Origin of the sequence: Variovorax cryoconiti, from assembly GCF_051216395.1 — a bacterium.
Taxonomy (GTDB): Bacteria; Pseudomonadota; Gammaproteobacteria; order Burkholderiales; family Burkholderiaceae_C; genus Variovorax.
The window spans coordinates 260,994-279,893 of record NZ_JBPJZI010000005.1 but is presented as its reverse complement, the minus strand read 5'-3'; the positions used below and the strand labels follow the sequence as shown (position 1 = coordinate 279,893).

Here is an 18,900-nt window from a genome sequence, read left to right as displayed (position 1 = left end):
GTAGTTCAGCGCGGAACGAGAAAGATGGCCTTCTCCGACACGTGGGCGCCGCCGTCGGCCGCCCGCACGTCGAAATACACGGGGTGCGAGCCCGAGGGCGCGGCACCGTACGGCAGCTGCAGGCGCACCGCGACCCAGCGCGATTCGGCAGGCTGGACCTCGACCGAATCGCCAGCGGCGACCGTGAGGCCTTCGAGGCCGCTGGCCGCAATGGCATAGCGCTGCGGCCTTTCCGTCGCGTTCATGACCTGCAGGCGGTACACGTTCTCCAGCATGCCGCCCTCGACGATGCGCGCAAGCGAAGCGCGGTCGCGCACCACGTCGACCTTCAGCGGCGTGCGCACCACCAGGCTCGCGAGCAGGCCGATGCACAGCGCCGCCAGCACGCCCGTGTAGACGAGCACGCGCGGGCGGATCACGCGCGCCACCACCTGGCGCGCCGACCAGCGCGCGGCCAGGCCGTTCTGCGTGGCGTAGCGGATCAGGCCGCGCGGGTAGTCCATCTTGTCCATCACGGTGTTGCAAGCGTCCACGCACAGGCCGCAGCCGATGCATTCGTACTGCAGGCCGTCGCGGATGTCGATGCCGGTCGGGCATACCTGCACGCACAGCGTGCAGTCGATGCAGTCGCCCAGGCCATTGCGCTCGTGCTGCTTGCCGCGGGCGCCGCGCGGCTCGCCGCGGGCGGTGTCGTAGCTGACGATGAGCGTGTCGCGGTCGAACATCGCGCTCTGGAAGCGCGCGTACGGGCACATGTACTTGCAGACCTGCTCGCGCATGAAACCCGCGTTGCCATAGGTCGCGAAGCCGTAGAAGAAGGCCCAGAACACCTCCCACGAGCCCATCTGCGTCTGCAGGAAGGCCATGCCGAGGTCACGGATGGGCGTGAAGTAGCCGACGAAGGTGAAGCCGGTCCACATCGCGATGCCCAGCCACACCACGTGCTTGAAGGTTTTCTTGACGCCCTTCTCCATCGACAGCGCGCCCTTGTCCAGCCGCATGCGCGCGCTGCGGGCGCCCTCGATCTTCTCTTCGACCCACATGAAGATTTCGGTGTAGACCGTCTGCGGGCAGGCGTAGCCGCACCACAGGCGGCCCGCCACGGCGGTGAAGAGAAAGAGCGACAGCGCCGAGATGATGAGCAGCCCTGTGAGGTAGATCAGGTCCTGCGGATAGAGCACCAGCCCGAAGATGTAGAAGCGCCGCGCGGCCAGGTCGAACAACACCATCTGCCGCTCGCCCCAGTCGATCCACGGCAGCCCGTAGAACACGATCTGCGTGATGAACACCATGGCCCAGCGCCAGCGCGCGAACACGCCCTGGATGCTGCGCGCATAGATCTTCTTGTGCGCTTCGTAGAGGCCGACGCCCTCGCCCTCTGCCGGGGCGATGGGAATCACCTTGCGCGGCGTGGCGGATGCCGGTGCGGGCGCTGGTGCGGGTCGTGGGGAGGCGGCCATGAAGGCAGACGCTGGACGGCCGCGCTCAGCGCGACGCCGTCTGCGGGGCGTTCGACAGGCCCCAGACGTAGGAGGCCAGCACGTGGATCTGCGCCTCGGTCAGCCGCTCCTGCTGGGCCGGCATCTGGTTGGTCTTGCCGGTGTTGATGATCGAGATGATCGCGTCCTGCCCGTAGCCGTGCAGCCAGATGCGGTCCGACAGGTTGGGCGCACCCAGTGCGGGGGTTCCGCCGCCGGTCATGCCGTGGCAGGCCGCGCAGGCGGTGAATTTGGCTTTCCCCAGGCCGGCGCGCACCGAGTCGTGCGGGCTGCCCGACAGGCTCAGCACGTAGTTGGCGACGTTCTTCACGTCATCCGGCGTGCCCACGGCCGCCGCCATCGGCGGCATCACGCCGATGCGACCGAGCGTGATCGACTCCTGGATCTTGGCCGGGTCACCGCCATGCAGCCAGTCGCCGTCGCTCAGGTTCGGGAAGCCCTTGCTGCCGCGCGCGTCCGAGCCGTGGCACTGCGCACAGTTGTTCAGGAACAGCCGCTCGCCGATCGCCATGGCCTGCGGGTCGCGCGCCATCTGGTCCGCCGGCATCGCGGCGAACTTCGCATACACCGGCGCCAGTTCGGCGTTGGCCTTGGCGATCTCTTTTTCGTACTCGCCGGTCGTGCTCCAGCCGAGCTGGCCCTGCATGCTGCCCAGGCCCGGGTAGGCCACGAGGTAGCCGAGGCCAAACACGATGGTCAGCACGAACAGGCCCACCCACCAGCGCGGCAGCGGGTTGTTCATCTCGCGCAGGTCTTCGTCCCAGACGTGGCCGGTGGTGTTGTCGCCACCGATGGGCGCACGCGTCCGGTTGGTGATCCACAACAGGAGTGCGCAGGCTGCGATGCTGAGCAGGGAGATGACGGTGACGTAGTGCGACCAGAAGCCGCTGATGAAATCGCTCATGATGTTCGCTTCAGTCCTGTTCGAAGGGCAACTGCGCGGCTTCGTCGAAGCCCGCGCGATTGCGGCGCGCGAAGGCCCACACCAGGATGCCGATGAAGGTGGCGAAAGAGGCCAGCGTGGCCGCGATGCGAAGGGTGGTGATGTCCATGGTTCGCTCTGTTCCCGTTACTTGAGTGCCAGGCCGAGGGACTGCAGGTACGCCACCAGGGCGTCCATCTCGGTCTTGCCGGCCACGGCCTCTTTGGCGCCGGCAATCTGTTCGTCGGTGTAGGGCACGCCCACGCGCCGCAGTGCCGTCATGTGGGTGCCGATGCTGGCCGCGTCGGCCGGCGAGGTGTCGAGCCAGGTGTAGGCCGGCATGTTCGACTCGGGCACCAGGTCGCGCGGGTTGTTCAGGTGGATGCGGTGCCACTCGTCGCTGTACTTGCCGCCCACGCGGTGCAGGTCGGGCCCGGTGCGCTTGCTGCCCCACTGGAAGGGGTGGTCGTAGACGAACTCGCCCGCCACCGAGTAGTGGCCGTAGCGCAGCGTTTCCGCGCGGAAGGGGCGGATCATCTGCGAGTGGCAGTTGTAGCAACCCTCACGGGTGTAGATGTCGCGGCCGACCAGCTGCAGCGGCTCGAGCGGTTTCACGCCGGTCACGGCCTCGGTGGTCGACTTCTGGAAGAACAGCGGAACGATCTCCACCAGGCCGCCGACGGCGATCACCAGCAGGATCAGCACGATCATCAGGAAGTTGTTGGTCTCGATCTTCTCGTGGGAGAAGCCGGTCTTGCCGGTCTTGGGTGCGTTGGAACTCATGGTGTGCTTTTTTTCAGGCGTTCAGGCATGGACCAGTGCGGGGATCGGCGCGCGCACCGAGCGGCCGGCGACGACCGTCATGGCGACGTTCCAGGCCATGACCAGCATGCCGCCCAGGTACAGCAGGCCGCCGAGCAGACGCACCACGTAGTACGGATAGGTGGCTTTCACGCCTTCGACGAAGGTGTAGGTGAGCGTGCCGTCGGCGTTGATGGCGCGCCACATCAGGCCCTGCATCACGCCGGCGATCCACATCGCGGCGATGTAGAGCACGATGCCGATGGTCGACATCCAGAAATGGAACTCGATCGCCTTGATGCTGTGCATCTCGGTGCGGCCCCACAGGCGCGGGATCAGGTAGTAGAGCGAGCCCATCGTGATCAGGCCGACCCAGCCGAGGGCGCCGGCATGTACGTGGCCGACGGTCCAGTCGGTGTAGTGGCTCAGGGCATTGACCGTCTTGATGGACATCATCGGCCCCTCGAAGGTGGCCATGCCGTAGAAGGACAGCGCGACGATCAGGAAGCGAAGGATCGGGTCGGTGCGCAGCTTGTGCCAGGCGCCCGACAGCGTCATCACACCGTTGATCATCCCGCCCCAGCTGGGCGCCAGGAGGATCAGCGAGAACACCATGCCGATGGATTGCGTCCAGTCGGGCAGCGCGGTGTAGTGCAGGTGGTGCGGGCCGGCCCACATGTATGTGAAGATCAGCGCCCAGAAGTGGACGATGGAGAGCCGGTACGAGTACACCGGCCGACCGGCCTGCTTGGGGATGTAGTAGTACATCATCCCGAGGAAGCCCGCGGTGAGGAAGAAGCCCACCGCGTTGTGGCCGTACCACCACTGCACCATCGCGTCCTGCACGCCGGCGTAGGCCGAATAGCTCTTCATCCAGCCGGCCGGGATGGCCGCGCTGTTGACGATGTGCAGCAATGCCACCGCGATGATGAAGGAGCCGTAGAACCAGTTGGCCACGTAGATGTGGCGCACCTTGCGCATCGCGATGGTGCCGAAGAACACGATCGCGTAGGCCACCCACACCGCCGTGATCAGGAGGTCGATCGGCCATTCGAGCTCGGCGTATTCCTTGCCGCTGGTGTAGCCCATCGGCAGGCTGATGGCCGCGGCCACGATCACGATCTGCCAGCCCCAGAACACGAAGGACGCCAGCGCTGGCGCGAACAGCCGGACCTGGCAGGTGCGCTGCACCACGTGGAAGCTGGTCGCCATCAGCGCGCAGCCGCCGAAGGCGAAGATCACGGCGTTGGTGTGCAGCGGGCGCAGCCGCCCGTAGCTGAGCCAGGAGATGCCGAGGTTGAGTTCGGGCCAGGCGAGCTGCGACGCGATGATCACGCCGACCAGCATGCCGACCACGCCCCAGACCACGGACATGATGGCGAACTGGCGGACAGCGGTGTCGCTGTAAACCGCTGCGGGAGGGTTGGGAACTTGCATCGTCGGGCCTTTTCTATGAGACCCGGTCAGTGTCTTGGTGAGACACATCCTACGGCTTGATACAGATCAATCGCCCTGAAGAATGCGCTCGCCTTCGCGGTCGACGTCGTCGAATTGCCCACGGTCCACGGCCCACCACAGGCCCCCGAGGATCAGCAGCACGAGCACGACCGAGAACGGGATGAGCAGGAAGAGGATGTCCATCAGGTGCCCTGCTCTCTTGCTGGCACCGCTGGCACCGCCGGCCGCGCGAGCCGCGCGGCGTTGAGCACCACCACCAGCGAACTGCCCGCCATGCCCAGCCCCGCGAGCCACGCGGGCAGCCAGCCGGCCAGCGCGAGCGGCACGCACAGCGCGTTGTAGCCGGCCGCCCAGGCGAGGTTTTGCCGCACGATGCGCAGCGTGCGCCGTGCCTGCGCGATCGCCGCGGGAATGGCCGACAGCGCATCCCCCAGCACGATGAAGTCGGCGCGCGCCTGCGCCAGCGGCACCGCCTTGCCGAAGGCGAAGGATGCGTGCGCCTGCGCCAGCACCGGGCCGTCGTTGAGGCCGTCGCCCACCATGGCCACTTTGCATCCTGCCGCCTGCAGCGCCCGCATGGCCGCGAGCTTGTTTTCGGGCGTACAGCCACCGCGTGCGTCACGAATGCCGGCCTGCTGCGCGATCTCGCGCGCCGCGGCGTCGCGGTCGCCCGAGAGCAGCTGCACGCCGATGCCCTGCGCCTGCAGCGCGCCGACCGCGGCGGCCGCGTCCTCGCGCAGGTCTTCGGCCAGCACGAAGCTCGCGACCCAGCCGGCCTCGTCGGCCAGGTGGACCTGCGTGGCGTCGCACGCGAGGGGCGTCACGCCACAGAAATCCGCCGCACCGAAGCGCAGACGGCGCGGCACGGCACCGGGAAGGGGTTGACGCCGCTGCAGCACCCCTTCGAGGCCCCGCCCCGCCTGTTCGATCACCTGCGAGGCGGTCCAGTCCGGCGGCACCCGATGCTGCATCTGCCACGCGTGGACCAGCGCCCGCGCCGCGGGGTGCAGCGACTGCGCACCCAGTGCGGCGGCCAGTTCGACCGCGTCGCCCGGCATGACGCCGCGCCGGCTGTACACCCGGTCGAGTCGCGGCGTGTCGCGCGTGAGCGTGCCGGTCTTGTCGAAGACCACGGTGTCGATCGACGCCAGCGCCTCGAGCGCCTGCAGGTCGTGCACCACCACGCCGCCGCGCGCCAGCGACCCGGCGCTGGCCAGCATCGCGGCGGGCGTGGCCAGCGAGAGCGCGCAGGGACATGTGACGATCAGCACCGCGACAGCGACCATCAGCGCATGTCCCGGGCCGGCCTGCCACCACAAGGCGCCGGCCAAGGCGGCCGCACCCAGCACGCCGATCAGGAAAGGCCGTGCCACGCGGTCGGCCAGTTGCGCGAGGCGCGGCTTGCCGAGCGACGCGCTTTCCATCAGGGCCACGATCTCCGCGAAACGCGTGCCGCCGCCCACGGCGTCGATGCGCACCTGCACGGCCGCGGCGAGATTGTGGCTGCCGGCCAGGACGCGCGCGCCGCAGGGGCGCGGCACCGGGCGCGACTCGCCGGTGAGCAATGCTTCGTCCGCGCTGGTGTCGCCGAGCACGACCACGCCGTCGGCCGGGAAGGCTTCGCCGGGCAGCACGCGCACGGTGTCGCCCGCCTGCAGGCGCCGCACGGCCACGCGCACGAAGCGGCCGTCGGGTGCCAGCCGTTCGACGCTGTCGGGCAGCCGGTTCATCAGCGCTTCCAGCGCGCCGGCCGTGCGGTCGCGCAGCCGCGTCTCCAGCCAGCGGCCGGTCAGCAGGAAGAACACGAACATCGTGAGCGAGTCGAAGTAGACCTCGGCGCCGAGCGGCCCGGTGGGGTCGAAGGTGGCGGCGGTGCTCACGGCGAAGGTGATGGCCATGCCGATCGCGACCGGCAGGTCCATGCCGACGCGGCGTTGCCGCAGGTCGCGCCACGCGCTGCGAAAGAACGGGCCGCAGCAGAAGAAGACCACCGGCAGCGTGAGCACCCAGGAGGCCCAGCGCAGCAGCTGCGCCGCGTCGGCCGACATGTCGCCGGGCTGCGCGATGTACGCGGGGTACGCATACATCATCACCTGCATCATGCAGAAGCCCGCGACCAGCCAGCGCCACAGCGCCAGGCGGGCCACGCGGGCCCGCTGCGCACGGGCCTGCAGGTCGCCGGCCGGCACCAGCGGGTAGCCGGCCGCGGCGGAGGCGGCGAACCAGCGCGACGGTTGCACCTCGGCTGCGGACCACACGATGCGCGCACGCCGCGTGGCCGCGTTGACCTCGGCGCGCAGCACGCCGGGCACCTGCGCCAATGCCGCTTCGACCGTGAAGGCGCAGGCCGCGCAGTGCATGCCCTCGACCACCACCTGCGACGACCAGCGGCCGCCCGGCGCATCGCCATCCATCGGTTGGCCGAAGGCCGCCCACTCGGCCGGGTCATCGAGCGCGGTGGACGCGGCCGGCGCCGCGGATCCGGCGGCGTCCGGCAGGGCGAGGCCGGGCGCGGCGAACGGGAGGGCAGCTTGCATGCCGCAAGGCTAGCGCCGGGCACCGCGGCGTCGCTTGATCTGGATCAAGCCGTGCGCTGTGGCGGCGCCTAGGCTCGGCCTGGTCCCATCACGAAGAGAACACCATGTTCAAACGCATCCTCATCGCCACCGACGGCTCCACCCTGTCGCGCAAGGCCGTGGCCACAGGCATCGCGCTGGCGGCCCAGCATGGCGCCGATCTGGTGGCGCTGACGGTGGTGCCGCGCTACCCGAAGGCCTACTTTGACGGCGCCATGGTGTTCGCGCCCGACGACATCGCCCGCATCGAGAAGCAATGGGCGGTGGCAGCCGAGGAAACGCTGGCCGCGGTCGCCACACGGGCGAAGAGCAGCGGCGTGAAGATCAAGACCGCCACGGTCAGTTCCGACCTGGTCGCAGAGTCGATCGTCGCGGCCGCGAAGAAGCACAAGTGCGACCTGATCGTCATGGCGTCGCATGGACGCAAGGGCATCAAGCGCCTGCTGCTGGGCAGCGAGACGCAGCATGTGCTGACGCATTCGACGCTGCCGGTGCTGGTGCTGCGCTGAACGCGCGAGGACAAGACCGCAGCCGTCTCGGGGGCTTCATTGGAAGCCTCGCGGCGCATGTGGTCACATGCACGACGTGCGGCCATGGGCCCACCCGTTTTCACGAACAAGGAAAGAAGACATCATGAAAATTCTCGTCGCCGTCGATGGCAGCGCCTTCACGCAGAAGGCCCTCGCCTACCTCATCACCAACCGCAGCATGTTCGGCCAGGGCAGCGACCTGGTGCTGGTCAACGTGAGCACCGGCCTGCCGGCCAATGTCACGCGCCACGTCACCAAGGACATCGTCGAGGGCTACTACGCCGAGGAGGCCGCCAAGGTGCTCGACCCGGTCAAGAAATACCTCGACGCGCAGGGCATCACCGGTTACGCGGTCCAGCTGCGCCACGGCCACGCACCCGAGGAGATCGTCGCCGCGGCCAAGGCTGCCGGCGCCGAACTGATCGTGATGGGCACGCACGGCCACGGCATGTTCGGCCGCGCGCTGATGGGCTCGGTAGCCACCAAGGTGGTCGCCGAGAGCCCGGTGTCGGTGCTGCTGGTCAAGTAGGCACCCGCAGCCACCCGACCGGCCGAGCGCCGGCCTGGCTACGAGCTGGCCTTCGCGCCCTGCAGCACGAAGGCCTCGGCCTCCGAGTAGGAGTGAAGGATCAGGTCGACCGAGTCCTTCACCAGTTGTTCATCCGCTCCCGCCTCGTCGAGCGGCAGCTTGACGGTGGCCAGCGCGGCATGCGGCAGCGCCGCACGCATCTCGGCCGCGGTGGCGCGCCAGGTGTCGATGGCGTCGTGCCGCGGGTACGCCAGGAACACGGTGCCCACCAGGATCGATTTGTCCGCCATTTCCGGGTCTGGCGGCTCGGCAAGCGACACGCTCCGGGCGTCGACGTCGTCCTGGCGGAGTGCACGCACCAGCAGTTCCGTGAGCAGTTCGTCGCGCTCGGAGCCGAAGCCCGCGCACAGCACGATCGATTGCGACGGCACGTCGAGCCGGCCCTGGTACGGACCGAGGCGCGATTCGCGGATCTGTCGCAGGCGGCTGCCGAGGCTGGCATCGGCCAGCGACACGGTCGACCGGCGCCGGCCGAAGCGCTTGCCTGACGGACCACCCGCCAGCGTCTCGGCGAGGCCGACCACCGTCTTCTCGATGCGCCCGCGCTGGCGCACGTCGATGCGCCCGAGCTGGAAATCGAGCCCCGCCAGCGCCAGCCCCGGCAGCAGCACCTGGTCGCAGTACTTGGCGAAGGTGCTGCGCCGCAGGTAGAGCCGTGCGTCCTTGATGATGGCCGCCGTGTTGTCGGACAGCGCGCGCTGGTAGAAGCGCTGCCCCGCGTTCAGCCCCGGCGCATCGGTCAGCAGAATCGACAGCGGCTCCAGGGCTCGCACATGTCGGCCGACCACCACGATGATCAGCGTGAGCGGCGTCGACAGCAGCAGGCCGGCCGGCCCCCACATCACGCCCCAGAACAGCGCCGACACGATGACCGCGAGCGGCGCCAGCCCGGTGCTGTGGCCATAGACCTGCGGCTCCACGACATGCGCCACCACCAGTTCGAGCACGATGAAGAGCGTCAGGCTCGACAGCACCAGCGACCAGCCCGGATCGACCGCCGCGCTGAAGATCGCGATGAGCGCCGCCGCCGCCAGCACGCCGACATAGGGGACGAAACGCAGCAGCGCGCCGATGGATCCCCACAGCGCCGCGTGCGGGATGCCGATCGCCCACAGCCCGACGCCGACGATCGCGCCGAAGGTCGCATTGACGATGAATTGCGACAGGAAGTAGCGTGACACGCCCTGCGCCGTGTCGCTCAGCGCCTGTACCGTGGGGCCGAGTTCGGCCACGCCGATCACCCGGATGAAGCGGTCGCTGAGCGACTCGTGTTCCAGCAGGATGAACACCAGCAGGATGAAGACGATGCCGGCCTCGCCGATGGGTCCCCACAGCGACGACAGCAGCTTCGACACCAGGTCGCCCGCCGACGGCGGGGTCTGGCGGATCTGCACCGGCAAGGGCTCGGTGCTCGCGACCGGCGCAGCCGGCCGTGCGGACGCGCGCGCGCGCGCGGGCGGCGTCGGCGCGGGCGTGGCCTGCGGCGCCACGCCCTTGAGTTCCGCCTCGAAGCGCTCGAAGGGCCGGACCACGACTTCCCGAACCGACTCGACCTTGGACGTGATGGCGGCCCGGTACTGCGGGAGCCCCGCACCCACGTCGACCAGCTGGATCGCCAGCACCGCGCTCATGCAGACCACGCCCATCGCCACCAGCAACACCGACACCAGCGTGGCGACCGTGCGGCCCATGCCGGTGCGCGCGAACTGGCGTGCGAGCGGTGCGAGCACCAGGCTCAGCACCGCGGCGATGGCGATCGGCCGCAGCACGTCCTGCCCGAAATGCAGCAGCAGCAAGAGGCAGGTGGCCGGGAGCACCGTGCCGATGCCCAGACGTTCGCGCGACGACAACTTGTCCATGTGAGCCCTTGCGGTCGCACCGGGTCGGGCGCGCGCGCTGAATTGGAAGACGGCCCAAGCGCCGCGCGGCAATGGTACGTGCTGCGGTGCCCCGTCAAGCGCCCTGCGGGACCGTTCGGTGGAACGGCGCCAGCCATCGCTCGGTCGCCACCCAGAGCCGCCGCTGCTTGAGTTCATCGCCGCCCGGTTGAACCGGCTCCAGGCGTCTGGCCTCTCGGGAAAAATAGCCGCCACTGACACCCGTGAACGCCTCGGACGTGGCCAGACGAGCGATGATGGCCGCGCCCCGCTCCGGCGCACCTACGCGGAGCACGCGCAGGACACGCTCGAGCGTCGCGGCGAAGGGAAGCTCCCGGCCCAGCCCGGTCACGTTGAATCCGGGGTCGACGCTGTTGGCGACGACGGCCGTGGACGCCAGTCTCCTTGCCAGTTCCGCACTGAACATGATGGCCATCAACTTCGTCTTGCCGTACATGACCGAAGAGCCCAGGCGGGAGAAGGGGCGCGTGTCCGTCAGGTCGTGCGCGATATCGAGCCCGCCCGCACGCCTGGATGCTTCGGAGCCCACCGTCACGACCCGTGATGACCCCGCTGCGACGAGCGAGCGCCGGAGGCAGGCGGTCAACAGCCAAGGCGCGAGGTAGTTCGTGGAAACCATCTCCGAAAAGCCGTCCGGCGTGACCCGTTGCTCGAACGCGTGGATTCCGGCGTTGTTGATGAGCACGTCGATCCGCGGGTAGTCTGCGGCCATGCGAGCGCCGGCCTGCGCGACGCTGCGCAGATTGGCGAAGTCGGCCAGGATGCAGTCGACGGCCACACCCGGCGCCTCTTGCAGCAACGCCGCACGCGTGGCCTGCGCCTTGGCCTTGTTGCGCGCGACGAGTACGAGCCTAACACCGGGCCGTGCCAGGGCCGACGCCGCGATCCGGCCCAATCCGCTCGTCGCCCCGGTCAGCACGATTGTCGAGAACGTATCCACCCCAGCTCCAGGTCATGTGCAAAAATCCACTTTAACAGATTAATGGATATTTGCACATCATATGGACGATGCAGGCATTCCCCGGGAACAGGCGCTTCTGGAACTGGGCACGCAGCTCAATGCACTGCTGTCGTCCGCGCGCGCATTCACCGCCGAGACGGCGGCCGACTTCACGCCAGCAGTATCGGGCGCCTCTTTCCAGGTGCTCCAATGGCTGCACGCCGTTGGCGCAACGCGTTCCACGCGGGTCGCACAAGCGCTTGCCATGGACCGAAGCGCCTTGAGCAGATTGCTCCAGGCCTTGACCCAAAGCCGTCTTGTGGAAGCGTACCCAGACCCCTCGGATGGCCGGGTGACCATCTACGCATTGACGAAGGATGCCCGCAAAAAGATGGACCGGGCCCTGGCGAACAAGGGGAACCGTTTCTCCGAACGGATGCGCGGATGGTCGAGCACCGAGATTTCGCAGCTGGCCGGGCTTCTCGCGCGGCTCAATGAAGCAAGCGGCGGTTGACCGGTTCTTTTTGCGGCGTCAGCCTTGCGTGAACAGCCCCTTGTGCTGCTCGCGCAGCAGCGCCTTCTGCACCTTGCCCATCGCGTTGCGCGGCAGCTCGGGCACGATGAAGCAGCGCTTCGGGATCTTGAAATTGGCCAGCTGGGCCTTGAGCTCGGCCACGATGGCGTCGCCGTCGACGCTGGCGCCAGGCTTCACGGTGACCACCGCCACGCCGACCTCGCCGAAGTCCGGGTGCGGCACGCCGACCAGCGCGCTTTCGGCCACGCCGGCCATCTCGTTGATGAAGCCCTCGATCTCGGCGGGGTAGACGTTGTAGCCGCCGCTGATGATCAGGTCCTTGCTGCGCCCGACGATGGTGATGTAGCCCAGCCCGTCGATCTTGCCGACGTCGCCGGTCTTGAAGAAGCCGTCGGCGGTGAACTCGTCCTTCGTCTTCTCGGGCATGCGCCAGTAGCCGGCGAAGACGTTGGGGCCGTCAACCTCGATGTGCCCGATCTCGTCCGTTCCGCAATCGAGCCCTTCACGGCCCTCTTCGTACGAACGCACCCGCAACTGCACGCCCGGCAATGCAAAGCCGACCGTGCCGCCGCGCCGTTCGCCCTGCACCGGCTTGTAGGGGTTCGACGTGAGCATGGCGGTTTCGCTCATGCCGTAGCGCTCGAGGATGGTGTGGCCGGTGCGCGCCTGCCATTCGTGGAAGGTCTCGATCAGGAGCGGTGCCGAGCCGGCGACGAAGAGGCGCATGGTGCTGCATGCCTCTTTCGTCAGGCCGGGCTCGGCCAGCAGGCGCACGTAGAGCGTGGGCACGCCCATGAACACCGTCGCGTCCGGCAGCCGTGCCACCACGCGCTTCGGGTCGAACCTGTTCATCCAGATCATCTTGCTGCCGTTGAGCAGCGCGCCGTGGATGGCGACGAACAGGCCGTGCACGTGGAAGATGGGCAGCGCGTGGATGAGCACGTCGCCCCGGCCGTCAGGCCCTCCGGTGGCCGTCCAGCCCCAGTAGTCCTTGAGCACCTCGGCGTTCGACAGCAGGTTGCGGTGCGTCAGCATCGCGCCCTTGCTGCGGCCGGTGGTCCCGCTGGTGTAGAGGATGGCGGCGAGGTCGTCCTCGCCACGCTGCGCGACGGTGTGGCGGTCGCTGCACTGCACGGCCACGTCGAGCAGCGTGCCGGTGCGGTCGTCGTTCAGCGTGAAGACGTGGCGCGTGCCGGCGGCCAGTGCGATCGGGCCGACCCAGTCGGCATTGGCGCTGCTGCACACCACCACGGCCGGCTCGGCGTTGCCGATGAAGTACTCGATCTCGGCGCCGCGGTAGGCCGTGTTGAGCGGCAGGAAGACGTAGCCGGCCCGCAGGGTCGCCAGGTAGAGCATCAGCGCCTCGACCGATTTCTCGACCTGTACCGCGATGCGCGCACCCTCCTCCAGGTCAAGGGCGACAAAGAGGTTGGCGATCATCGCGCTGGCGCGGTCGAGGTCGCCCCAGGTGTACAGCAGGCCGTCGTCGGTTTCGACGGCGACCGCATCGAGGTCGGCGGAGAAGCCGGCGCGCAGCGCGGCAAAGAGGTTGGCGTTCGAGGTCATCGGTGTCTCGGCGATAGGTCAGAAATGAGGCGGTCGTTTGGCCAGGAAGGCGGCGATGCCTTCCCGGTGTTCGGGGGAGTCGGCGTAGTCGTAGGCGGTGGGCAGCAGGCCCGTGAGGCCTGTCATGCCCTGGAACGTGAGCGCGGACAGCACGCGCTTGTTGGCGCGCGCGGCCTCGGGAGCGAGCGCGGCGATGCGACGTGCATACGCGACGGCTTCGTCGGCCACCGCATCGTCGGGCACCACGCGCAGCAGGAAGCCGGCGGACAGCAGGCGCTGCGCGTCGTGCACGCCGGCAGCCAGGAGCATGTCGCGCGCCAGCACGTCGCCCACGGCGCGGTGCACCACGGCCGCCTCGCGCGGCGCCATCGGGAAGCCGAGCTTGGCGATCGGCGCGCCGAACCTGGCGGACGCACCGGCCAGGCGGATGTCGCAGCAGCTTGCGATCTCGAGGCCCGCGCCCATGCAGGCGCCCTCGATCTGCGCGACGACGGGCACGCTGCAGTCGAGCATTGCCTGCAGCGCAGCGCCGACTTCGTCTTCATGGAAGCTGCGCAACTGCACGGGGTCGAAGCGGAAGGCCGGGTACTCGGAGATGTCGCCGCCCGCGCAGAAGGCACCGCCCTCCCCGCGCACGACGATGCAGCGCAGCGCGGCGTCGGTCTCGAAGGCCACGAAGGCGGCGCGGAGCGCACGCCACATCGTGCGCGACATGGCATTCAAACGCCCCGCGTGTACCAGCGTGACGACGGCGATGTCGCCGTCGCGTTCGATCCTGATGTCACCTGCCATGCCGGCCGCCTTGTGCGTTCATCACTCCAGCTTGGCGCCCGAGGTCTTGACGACCGTCGCCCAGCGCTTGACTTCGGCATTCACGAAGTCGGCGTAGGCCGCCATCGTGACGTTGGGAATGTCGGAGCCGTTGGCGTTCCAGATCGTCTTGAGCTCGTCGGAGGCCAGGGCCTTTTTCATCTCCTCGATGATCTTCGCCTGCACGTCGGCCGGCGTTCCCTTGGGCGCCCACAGGCCGTACCAGGTGGTCACGGTGTAGTCGGGCAGGCCGACCTCGGCCGCACAGGGCACGTCGGGGAAGGCCGGGTTGCGCTTGGCACCGGCCATCATCAGCGCCTTGATGCGCCCGCCCTTGATGTGTGCGGACGACGAACCCAGGCCGTCGAAGCAGACGTCGACGTTGCCGGAGATCAGGTCCTGCAGCATCGGGCCGGCGCCGCGGTACGGGATGTGCGTGATGAAGGTGCCGGTCTGCTGCTTGAAGAGTTCGCCCGCCAGGTGGTGCGAGGTGCCCGCGCCGGCCGAGCCGTAGTTCATCTTCGCGGGGTTGCGCTTGGCGTAGGCGATGAATTCCTGGATGGTCGGCTGCGTCACCCGCTTGGGGTTGACCACCACCACCTGCGGCGCATTGGCCAGCAGCATCAGCGGCACGAAGTCCTTCTGGATGTCGTAGTCGAGCTTGGGGTAGATCGACGGTGCGATCGCATGGTGCACCGCACCCATGAAGAGCCCGTAGCCATCGGCCGGCAGCTTCGACGCGATGCTCGCTCCCAGCGTGCCGCCCGCGCCGCCCCGGTTGTCGATCACCAGCGTCTGGGCGGTGGTCTTCGAGAACTGCGCCGACAGCGGCCGCGCGAAAGCATCGGTGCCGCCACCGGCCGGGAACGGCACGATCATGGTGACGGGCTTGGACGGCCAGCCGGACTGCGCGCGCGCGCCGCCACCGAGGACGGCGGCCGCGGCGGCGGCCAGGCGCAGCATGTCGCGCCGCTGGAAGGGGTGGATCATGGATGTGTCTCCTGTCTTGTTGGAATCGCTGCGCACCGGGGCCTTCGGTGCGGGGTCGGCCCTTGGAAAGAGAGGTCGGGTCAGCCCTTGAGGAACAGGCCATCGACCTCGCCCGACACCGCCACCTTGCCCTGCGCGAGCAGGGCGCGGTGCTTGTCGAGCCGCTTGAGATCGTAGAGGTAGTTGACCATGAGTCCGTAGGACTGCTTCACCCCCTTGGGCGAGGGGTCTCCGGCCCAGTTCAGCCGTTCGACGCGGGCCCCGTTGCCCAGGTGGAAGCGCGCCACCGGGTCAACCGGCTTGCCCTCGATGGTGGCGCGGCCCAGGTACTCGGCGGCGCACTGCATCAGCGTCTGCCGCACCGGCGACTTGGGGTCGAGCGCGAGCGCCTCGTCGGCCGCGGCCAGCAGTCGGTCGGGCGTGGGCGGCAGCGAGCCGAGCGCCCGGCCCAGCTCGGCGGCGCGCTTGTCGTCCAGGCGCAGCAGCATCTCGGCCGCGTGCTTGCCCAGCCAATGCCGGAAGCCCGGGATCGGCGACAGCGTCGCGAACACCTTGAGCTTCGGGAACTCGGCCTGCAGCGTCTCGACCACGCGCTTGATCAGCGAATCGCCGAAGCTCACGCCGCGCAGCCCGGTCTGCGTGTTGCTGATGGAATAGAAGATGGCGGTGGTCGCCTTGTCCGCAGTGGCCAGCGCCGCGGCCTCGTCGAGCAGCGGCACGATGCCGTCGCTGATGTGGTCGACCAGCGCGACCTCCACGAAGATCAACGGCACGTCGGGCAGACGCGGGTGGAAGAAACCGTAGCAGCGCCGGTCGCTGTCGAGCCGGTTCTTCACGTCGGCCCAGCTCTTGATGTCGTGCACCGCCTCGTACTGGATCAGCTTCTCGATCAGCGAAGCCGGCGAATCCCAGCTGATGCGGCGCAGGTCGAGGAAGGCCACGTCGAACCAGGTCGAGAAGAGGTGTTCCAGCTCGGCGTCGAGCGGCACGAAGCGGCGCTCGCCCTTGACCTGCGGCAGCACTTCCGCGCGCAGGTCGAGCAGGAAGCGCATGCCTTCGGGATCGATGGTGAAGCGCTGCAGCAGCCGGGCCCGTGGAGACGCGAGCGCGCGGCGCAGGTGCACCTCGGCCTGCCCCTCGTCGGCAGTGCCGACGGCGGCCTCGTGACGCGCCCGCGCGCTGCTGAGCTTCTTGCCGTCGGGTGCGAAACGTTCGCTGATCAGCAACCACACGTCGCGCCGCTCGGCCGCGTCGAGCTCGCCGTACCAGTGCATCACCTCGCAGGCACGGCGGCCGGCCTCGACCTCGCTGACGCGGGCGTCGACCACGGCCTGCAGGTCGGTCAGCGCACGCCGCAAGGCGCGGGGCGTCATCGCCTCGCCATGGCGGCGCAGCGTGGCGTCGAGCCGTTCGCTGAGGGAACGCGGTGGCAACTCGGGCTTGGTCGTCTTCTTCGCAGCAGGCTCGGTGACGGCATGGTCCTTGGCGGGGGCCGGGGCGCGCAAGCGCGACACGCTGCGCGAGATCCAGGTGGAAGCATTCATGAAACGAGCCTCGATTTCTGTTGAAGCGCCACGGCGCGCAAGGCTTCGCGCTGGCGATGGAGGTGGGTGCGCATGGCGGCCTCGGCGCCGTCGCTGTCGTGTGCCTTCAGCGCAGCGAACACCGCCAGGTGCTCGGCCAGGCTCTGCTCCAGGCGGCCGGGGGCCTTCAGCTGCTGCAGGCGGGCGAGCTTCAAAATCTTGCGCAGATCGCCGATCGTCTGCGCGAGCCAGCGGTTGTCGGCCAGCGTGATGATCGCCTCGTGGATGGTGAAGTTGGTGGCGTAGTAGGCGTTGATGCGCTGCGCCTTGGCGTGTGCCTCGAGCTGGGCATGCAGCGTGGCCAGCGCCTCGATGTCGGCGTCGCTCGCGTTGCGGGCGGCTTCCCAGGCGCAGCGCCCTTCGAGCAGCGCGATGACGGGGAAGATCTCGTCGAGATCGCGCTGCGTGACCTCGGCCACGAAGCACCCGCGGCGCGGCTCGTGGCGCAGCAGCCCTTCGGCCGTGAGCACCTTGAGCGCCTCGCGCAGCGGCGTCCGCGAGATTTCCAGCCGCTCGCACAGCCCCGTCTCGTCGAGGAAGCTGCCGGGCGTGAGCGACCCCGCGAAGATCTCCTCGCGCAAGGTGGCAGCCACCTGGTCGTGCAACGAATTCGGGACGAGGCGCATGGTGGCTCCGGTCGGACCCTGGGAGGAAATGCGACGACAGGCTGTCGGCGCTCACCTCTGTAATTTTGGGTAATTACGGATAATTATGAACAAGGCAACGTAGGCCAACAAGTGTCAAGAGGTCCGGACAAACCCTCTCTCGGCAGCGGCGCGTTCCGTCGCCACGTTGGGGGCGCCGTGTCCGGCGCAGGGTCAACAGCCCTGGCCGATCGCCGGCATGTCCGTCCGACGCGGACCGAGCCAGAGATGGCTGGCCGCGCTCTTCATGGCGACATACGCCTCGTTGGCATAGAGCGCCCCGCGGGGCGAGCGCCGAAACGGATACACCTCTCGGTTGAACTTGCCGTGCCAGTCGGACGCGGATGCCTGCGCCACCCAGCCGGTCATCCCGGTCCCCTGGAACTGGTCATGGGTCAGGTCGACGATGTAGCCGCGCACCTCGAGCCAGGCATGCGATTGCAGCGCTCCCAGGTCCGGGTGACCCGTCCCGCACACATGTGCGCCCTGCTCGCCGGTCATCTCGTACAGCAGCCGCCCTGTCAATTCCGTGACCACGCCGCAGGTGCCGTGCGGAAACGACTGAATCCCGATGCCGCGCTGCTGCGGCCCGAGCGAAAGAAGGCTCCTGCGGCAGAGCGCACTGAAATTCTCGAGGTACGTTCTCATGAACTGTCTTCAACGTCGGCGCAGCGACCGTCCGCTCTGATCGGTGGATGGGATGAGACGCCGCTCAGCCTCGGCGCAGGCGCGCGGTGGCGTTCGAGCCCGCCGAAGCGAGCGGGAAAGGCAGGGCATTTTTCACAGGTGCGCATTATCGCGTCGAGCCGCTGCGCCCTTCCCCGGCCCTCCCATCAATGCTGCGTCGCACCGACGACTCACCAAAATACCGATCTGTCACAACAACTTAGCAAGAATGTTGTACATTTCGCTTTAAGAGGGAATACTTAAGTTCGCGCCGCAAAGACAGCGCGATTTCCACGGAGGATAGGAATGTTTACTGGTTCGACGGTGGCGTCTCAAGATGCGGCGCGTTGGTATGAGTTGACGGACCAATATGCGGCTGCTGTGGTGGCCGTGCAGCGAGGCGACGCGGCAGCGCGAGCGCAGATGTTGGCCATGTACGCAGAGCTCAAGAACTTTGCGCAGAGCCAAGGCCAGCCCTTTCCCAAAGGTCGCCTGGCCTGACGAGATCGCTTCGCCACCGATTTCGGGGCGCTCGGCCCTCCCCAATCCCGGGCGTCAGCTCGGAGGCCTGCTTTCAAGCCAGGTGTTGCGCGACGGCCCCGTCACAGTGCTCGAGTTCAAGGGCGAGCCGTCGCAGCGCCTCGGTGGCGCCCGGCTCCCCGCGGCGCAGTGCCTCGATTCCGGCCAGGTAGGCCTGCGTCAGATCCTGCCAATCCACGAATGATGTGCCCATGCACCGCGCGTTGTCGTCCATGAGGTGACCGCTCTGAAGCCCGTTGTGCGCAAAGCGGATTGCTTCATCGCGCGCGCCGCGTCGCAGTGGTCCGTGAATTCAGCCTAGAACGCGTGGCCCGGCGGCACACCATGCAAAGGCGCGTTGCAACGTCAGGGAA

19 protein-coding genes are annotated in these 18,900 nt (G+C 68.3%); 3 read left to right on the top strand and 16 right to left on the bottom strand.

Annotation, left to right across the window (positions count from 1 at the left end; translation table 11 throughout):
• Positions 1-5 precede the first annotated feature (5 nt).
• From ccoG to ACSFA2_RS15105, 7 genes are all read right to left on the bottom strand, one after another.
• The gene (gene ccoG / locus ACSFA2_RS15135) at positions 6-1,460 is read right to left on the bottom strand and encodes a cytochrome c oxidase accessory protein CcoG (RefSeq protein WP_435456132.1); all 1,455 of its coding nucleotides are present in this window, start codon (positions 1,458-1,460) and stop codon (positions 6-8) included.
• A 25-nt stretch (positions 1,461-1,485) separates the two neighbouring features.
• The gene (gene ccoP, locus ACSFA2_RS15130; RefSeq protein WP_435456131.1) at positions 1,486-2,403 is read right to left on the bottom strand and encodes a cytochrome-c oxidase, cbb3-type subunit III; all 918 of its coding nucleotides are present in this window, start codon (positions 2,401-2,403) and stop codon (positions 1,486-1,488) included.
• 10 nt (positions 2,404-2,413) lie between these two features.
• On the bottom strand, positions 2,414-2,551 hold the full coding sequence (locus ACSFA2_RS15125; protein WP_435456130.1) for a cbb3-type cytochrome oxidase subunit 3: 138 nt from the start codon (positions 2,549-2,551) through the stop codon (positions 2,414-2,416).
• Between the two features lie 17 nt (positions 2,552-2,568).
• Positions 2,569-3,204, bottom strand: coding sequence for a cytochrome-c oxidase, cbb3-type subunit II (ccoO, locus tag ACSFA2_RS15120; protein ID WP_435456129.1), 636 nt, complete (start codon positions 3,202-3,204; stop codon positions 2,569-2,571).
• Positions 3,205-3,225: 21 nt separating this feature from the next.
• Complete coding sequence (ccoN, locus tag ACSFA2_RS15115) at positions 3,226-4,659, bottom strand: cytochrome-c oxidase, cbb3-type subunit I (protein ID WP_435456128.1); 1,434 nt, start codon at positions 4,657-4,659, stop codon at positions 3,226-3,228.
• 66 nt (positions 4,660-4,725) lie between these two features.
• Positions 4,726-4,863, bottom strand: coding sequence for a cbb3-type cytochrome oxidase assembly protein CcoS (gene ccoS, locus ACSFA2_RS15110; protein WP_435456127.1), 138 nt, complete (start codon positions 4,861-4,863; stop codon positions 4,726-4,728).
• Positions 4,863-7,217, bottom strand: coding sequence for a heavy metal translocating P-type ATPase (locus tag ACSFA2_RS15105; protein ID WP_435456126.1), 2,355 nt, complete (start codon positions 7,215-7,217; stop codon positions 4,863-4,865). The genes ccoS and ACSFA2_RS15105 overlap by 1 nt, the downstream gene beginning before the upstream one ends.
• A 104-nt stretch (positions 7,218-7,321) precedes the next feature.
• On the opposite strand from ACSFA2_RS15105, the gene ACSFA2_RS15100 reads away from it, so the two are divergent.
• Together ACSFA2_RS15100 and ACSFA2_RS15095 are read left to right on the top strand one after the other, a co-directional pair.
• On the top strand, positions 7,322-7,765 hold the full coding sequence (locus tag ACSFA2_RS15100) for a universal stress protein (RefSeq protein WP_435456125.1): 444 nt from the start codon (positions 7,322-7,324) through the stop codon (positions 7,763-7,765).
• Positions 7,766-7,889: 124 nt separating this feature from the next.
• Entirely contained in the window at positions 7,890-8,315 is a 426-nt protein-coding gene (locus ACSFA2_RS15095; RefSeq protein ID WP_435456124.1) for a universal stress protein, read from the top strand.
• Positions 8,316-8,353: 38 nt separating this feature from the next.
• Here ACSFA2_RS15095 and ACSFA2_RS15090 read toward each other — a convergent pair whose 3' ends face one another.
• Together ACSFA2_RS15090 and ACSFA2_RS15085 are read right to left on the bottom strand one after the other, a co-directional pair.
• Positions 8,354-10,234 (bottom strand): AI-2E family transporter, encoded by a 1,881-nt coding sequence (locus ACSFA2_RS15090; RefSeq protein ID WP_435456123.1) that lies wholly within the window; start codon positions 10,232-10,234, stop codon positions 8,354-8,356.
• A 94-nt stretch (positions 10,235-10,328) separates the two neighbouring features.
• A complete protein-coding gene (locus ACSFA2_RS15085) occupies positions 10,329-11,213 on the bottom strand; it encodes an SDR family NAD(P)-dependent oxidoreductase (protein WP_435456122.1) in 885 nt (294 codons plus the stop codon).
• A 61-nt stretch (positions 11,214-11,274) separates the two neighbouring features.
• Here ACSFA2_RS15085 and ACSFA2_RS15080 point away from each other — a divergent pair, with 61 nt between their 5' ends.
• Positions 11,275-11,727 carry a MarR family winged helix-turn-helix transcriptional regulator gene (locus ACSFA2_RS15080; protein WP_435456121.1) on the top strand — a complete coding sequence of 151 codons (453 nt, stop codon included), beginning with the start codon at positions 11,275-11,277 and terminating at the stop codon, positions 11,725-11,727.
• Between the two features lie 18 nt (positions 11,728-11,745).
• Here ACSFA2_RS15080 and ACSFA2_RS15075 read toward each other — a convergent pair whose 3' ends face one another.
• From ACSFA2_RS15075 to ACSFA2_RS15045, 7 genes are all read right to left on the bottom strand, one after another.
• The gene (locus ACSFA2_RS15075) at positions 11,746-13,314 is read right to left on the bottom strand and encodes a malonate--CoA ligase (RefSeq protein ID WP_435456120.1); all 1,569 of its coding nucleotides are present in this window, start codon (positions 13,312-13,314) and stop codon (positions 11,746-11,748) included.
• A gap of 18 nt (positions 13,315-13,332) precedes the next feature.
• A complete protein-coding gene (locus ACSFA2_RS15070) occupies positions 13,333-14,106 on the bottom strand; it encodes an enoyl-CoA hydratase/isomerase family protein (protein WP_435456119.1) in 774 nt (257 codons plus the stop codon).
• Positions 14,107-14,127: 21 nt separating this feature from the next.
• Complete coding sequence (locus ACSFA2_RS15065; RefSeq protein ID WP_435456118.1) at positions 14,128-15,114, bottom strand: Bug family tripartite tricarboxylate transporter substrate binding protein; 987 nt, start codon at positions 15,112-15,114, stop codon at positions 14,128-14,130.
• 80 nt (positions 15,115-15,194) lie between these two features.
• Entirely contained in the window at positions 15,195-16,658 is a 1,464-nt protein-coding gene (locus tag ACSFA2_RS15060; protein ID WP_435456117.1) for a malonyl-CoA decarboxylase, read from the bottom strand.
• The gene (locus ACSFA2_RS15055) at positions 16,655-17,323 is read right to left on the bottom strand and encodes a GntR family transcriptional regulator (RefSeq protein ID WP_435456116.1); all 669 of its coding nucleotides are present in this window, start codon (positions 17,321-17,323) and stop codon (positions 16,655-16,657) included. Before ACSFA2_RS15055 ends, ACSFA2_RS15060 begins: the two co-directional genes overlap by 4 nt.
• 192 nt (positions 17,324-17,515) lie before the next feature.
• Positions 17,516-17,989, bottom strand: coding sequence for a hypothetical protein (locus tag ACSFA2_RS15050; protein WP_435456115.1), 474 nt, complete (start codon positions 17,987-17,989; stop codon positions 17,516-17,518).
• Between the two features lie 592 nt (positions 17,990-18,581).
• A complete protein-coding gene (locus tag ACSFA2_RS15045; RefSeq protein WP_435456114.1) occupies positions 18,582-18,761 on the bottom strand; it encodes a hypothetical protein in 180 nt (59 codons plus the stop codon).
• Positions 18,762-18,900 lie beyond the last annotated feature (139 nt).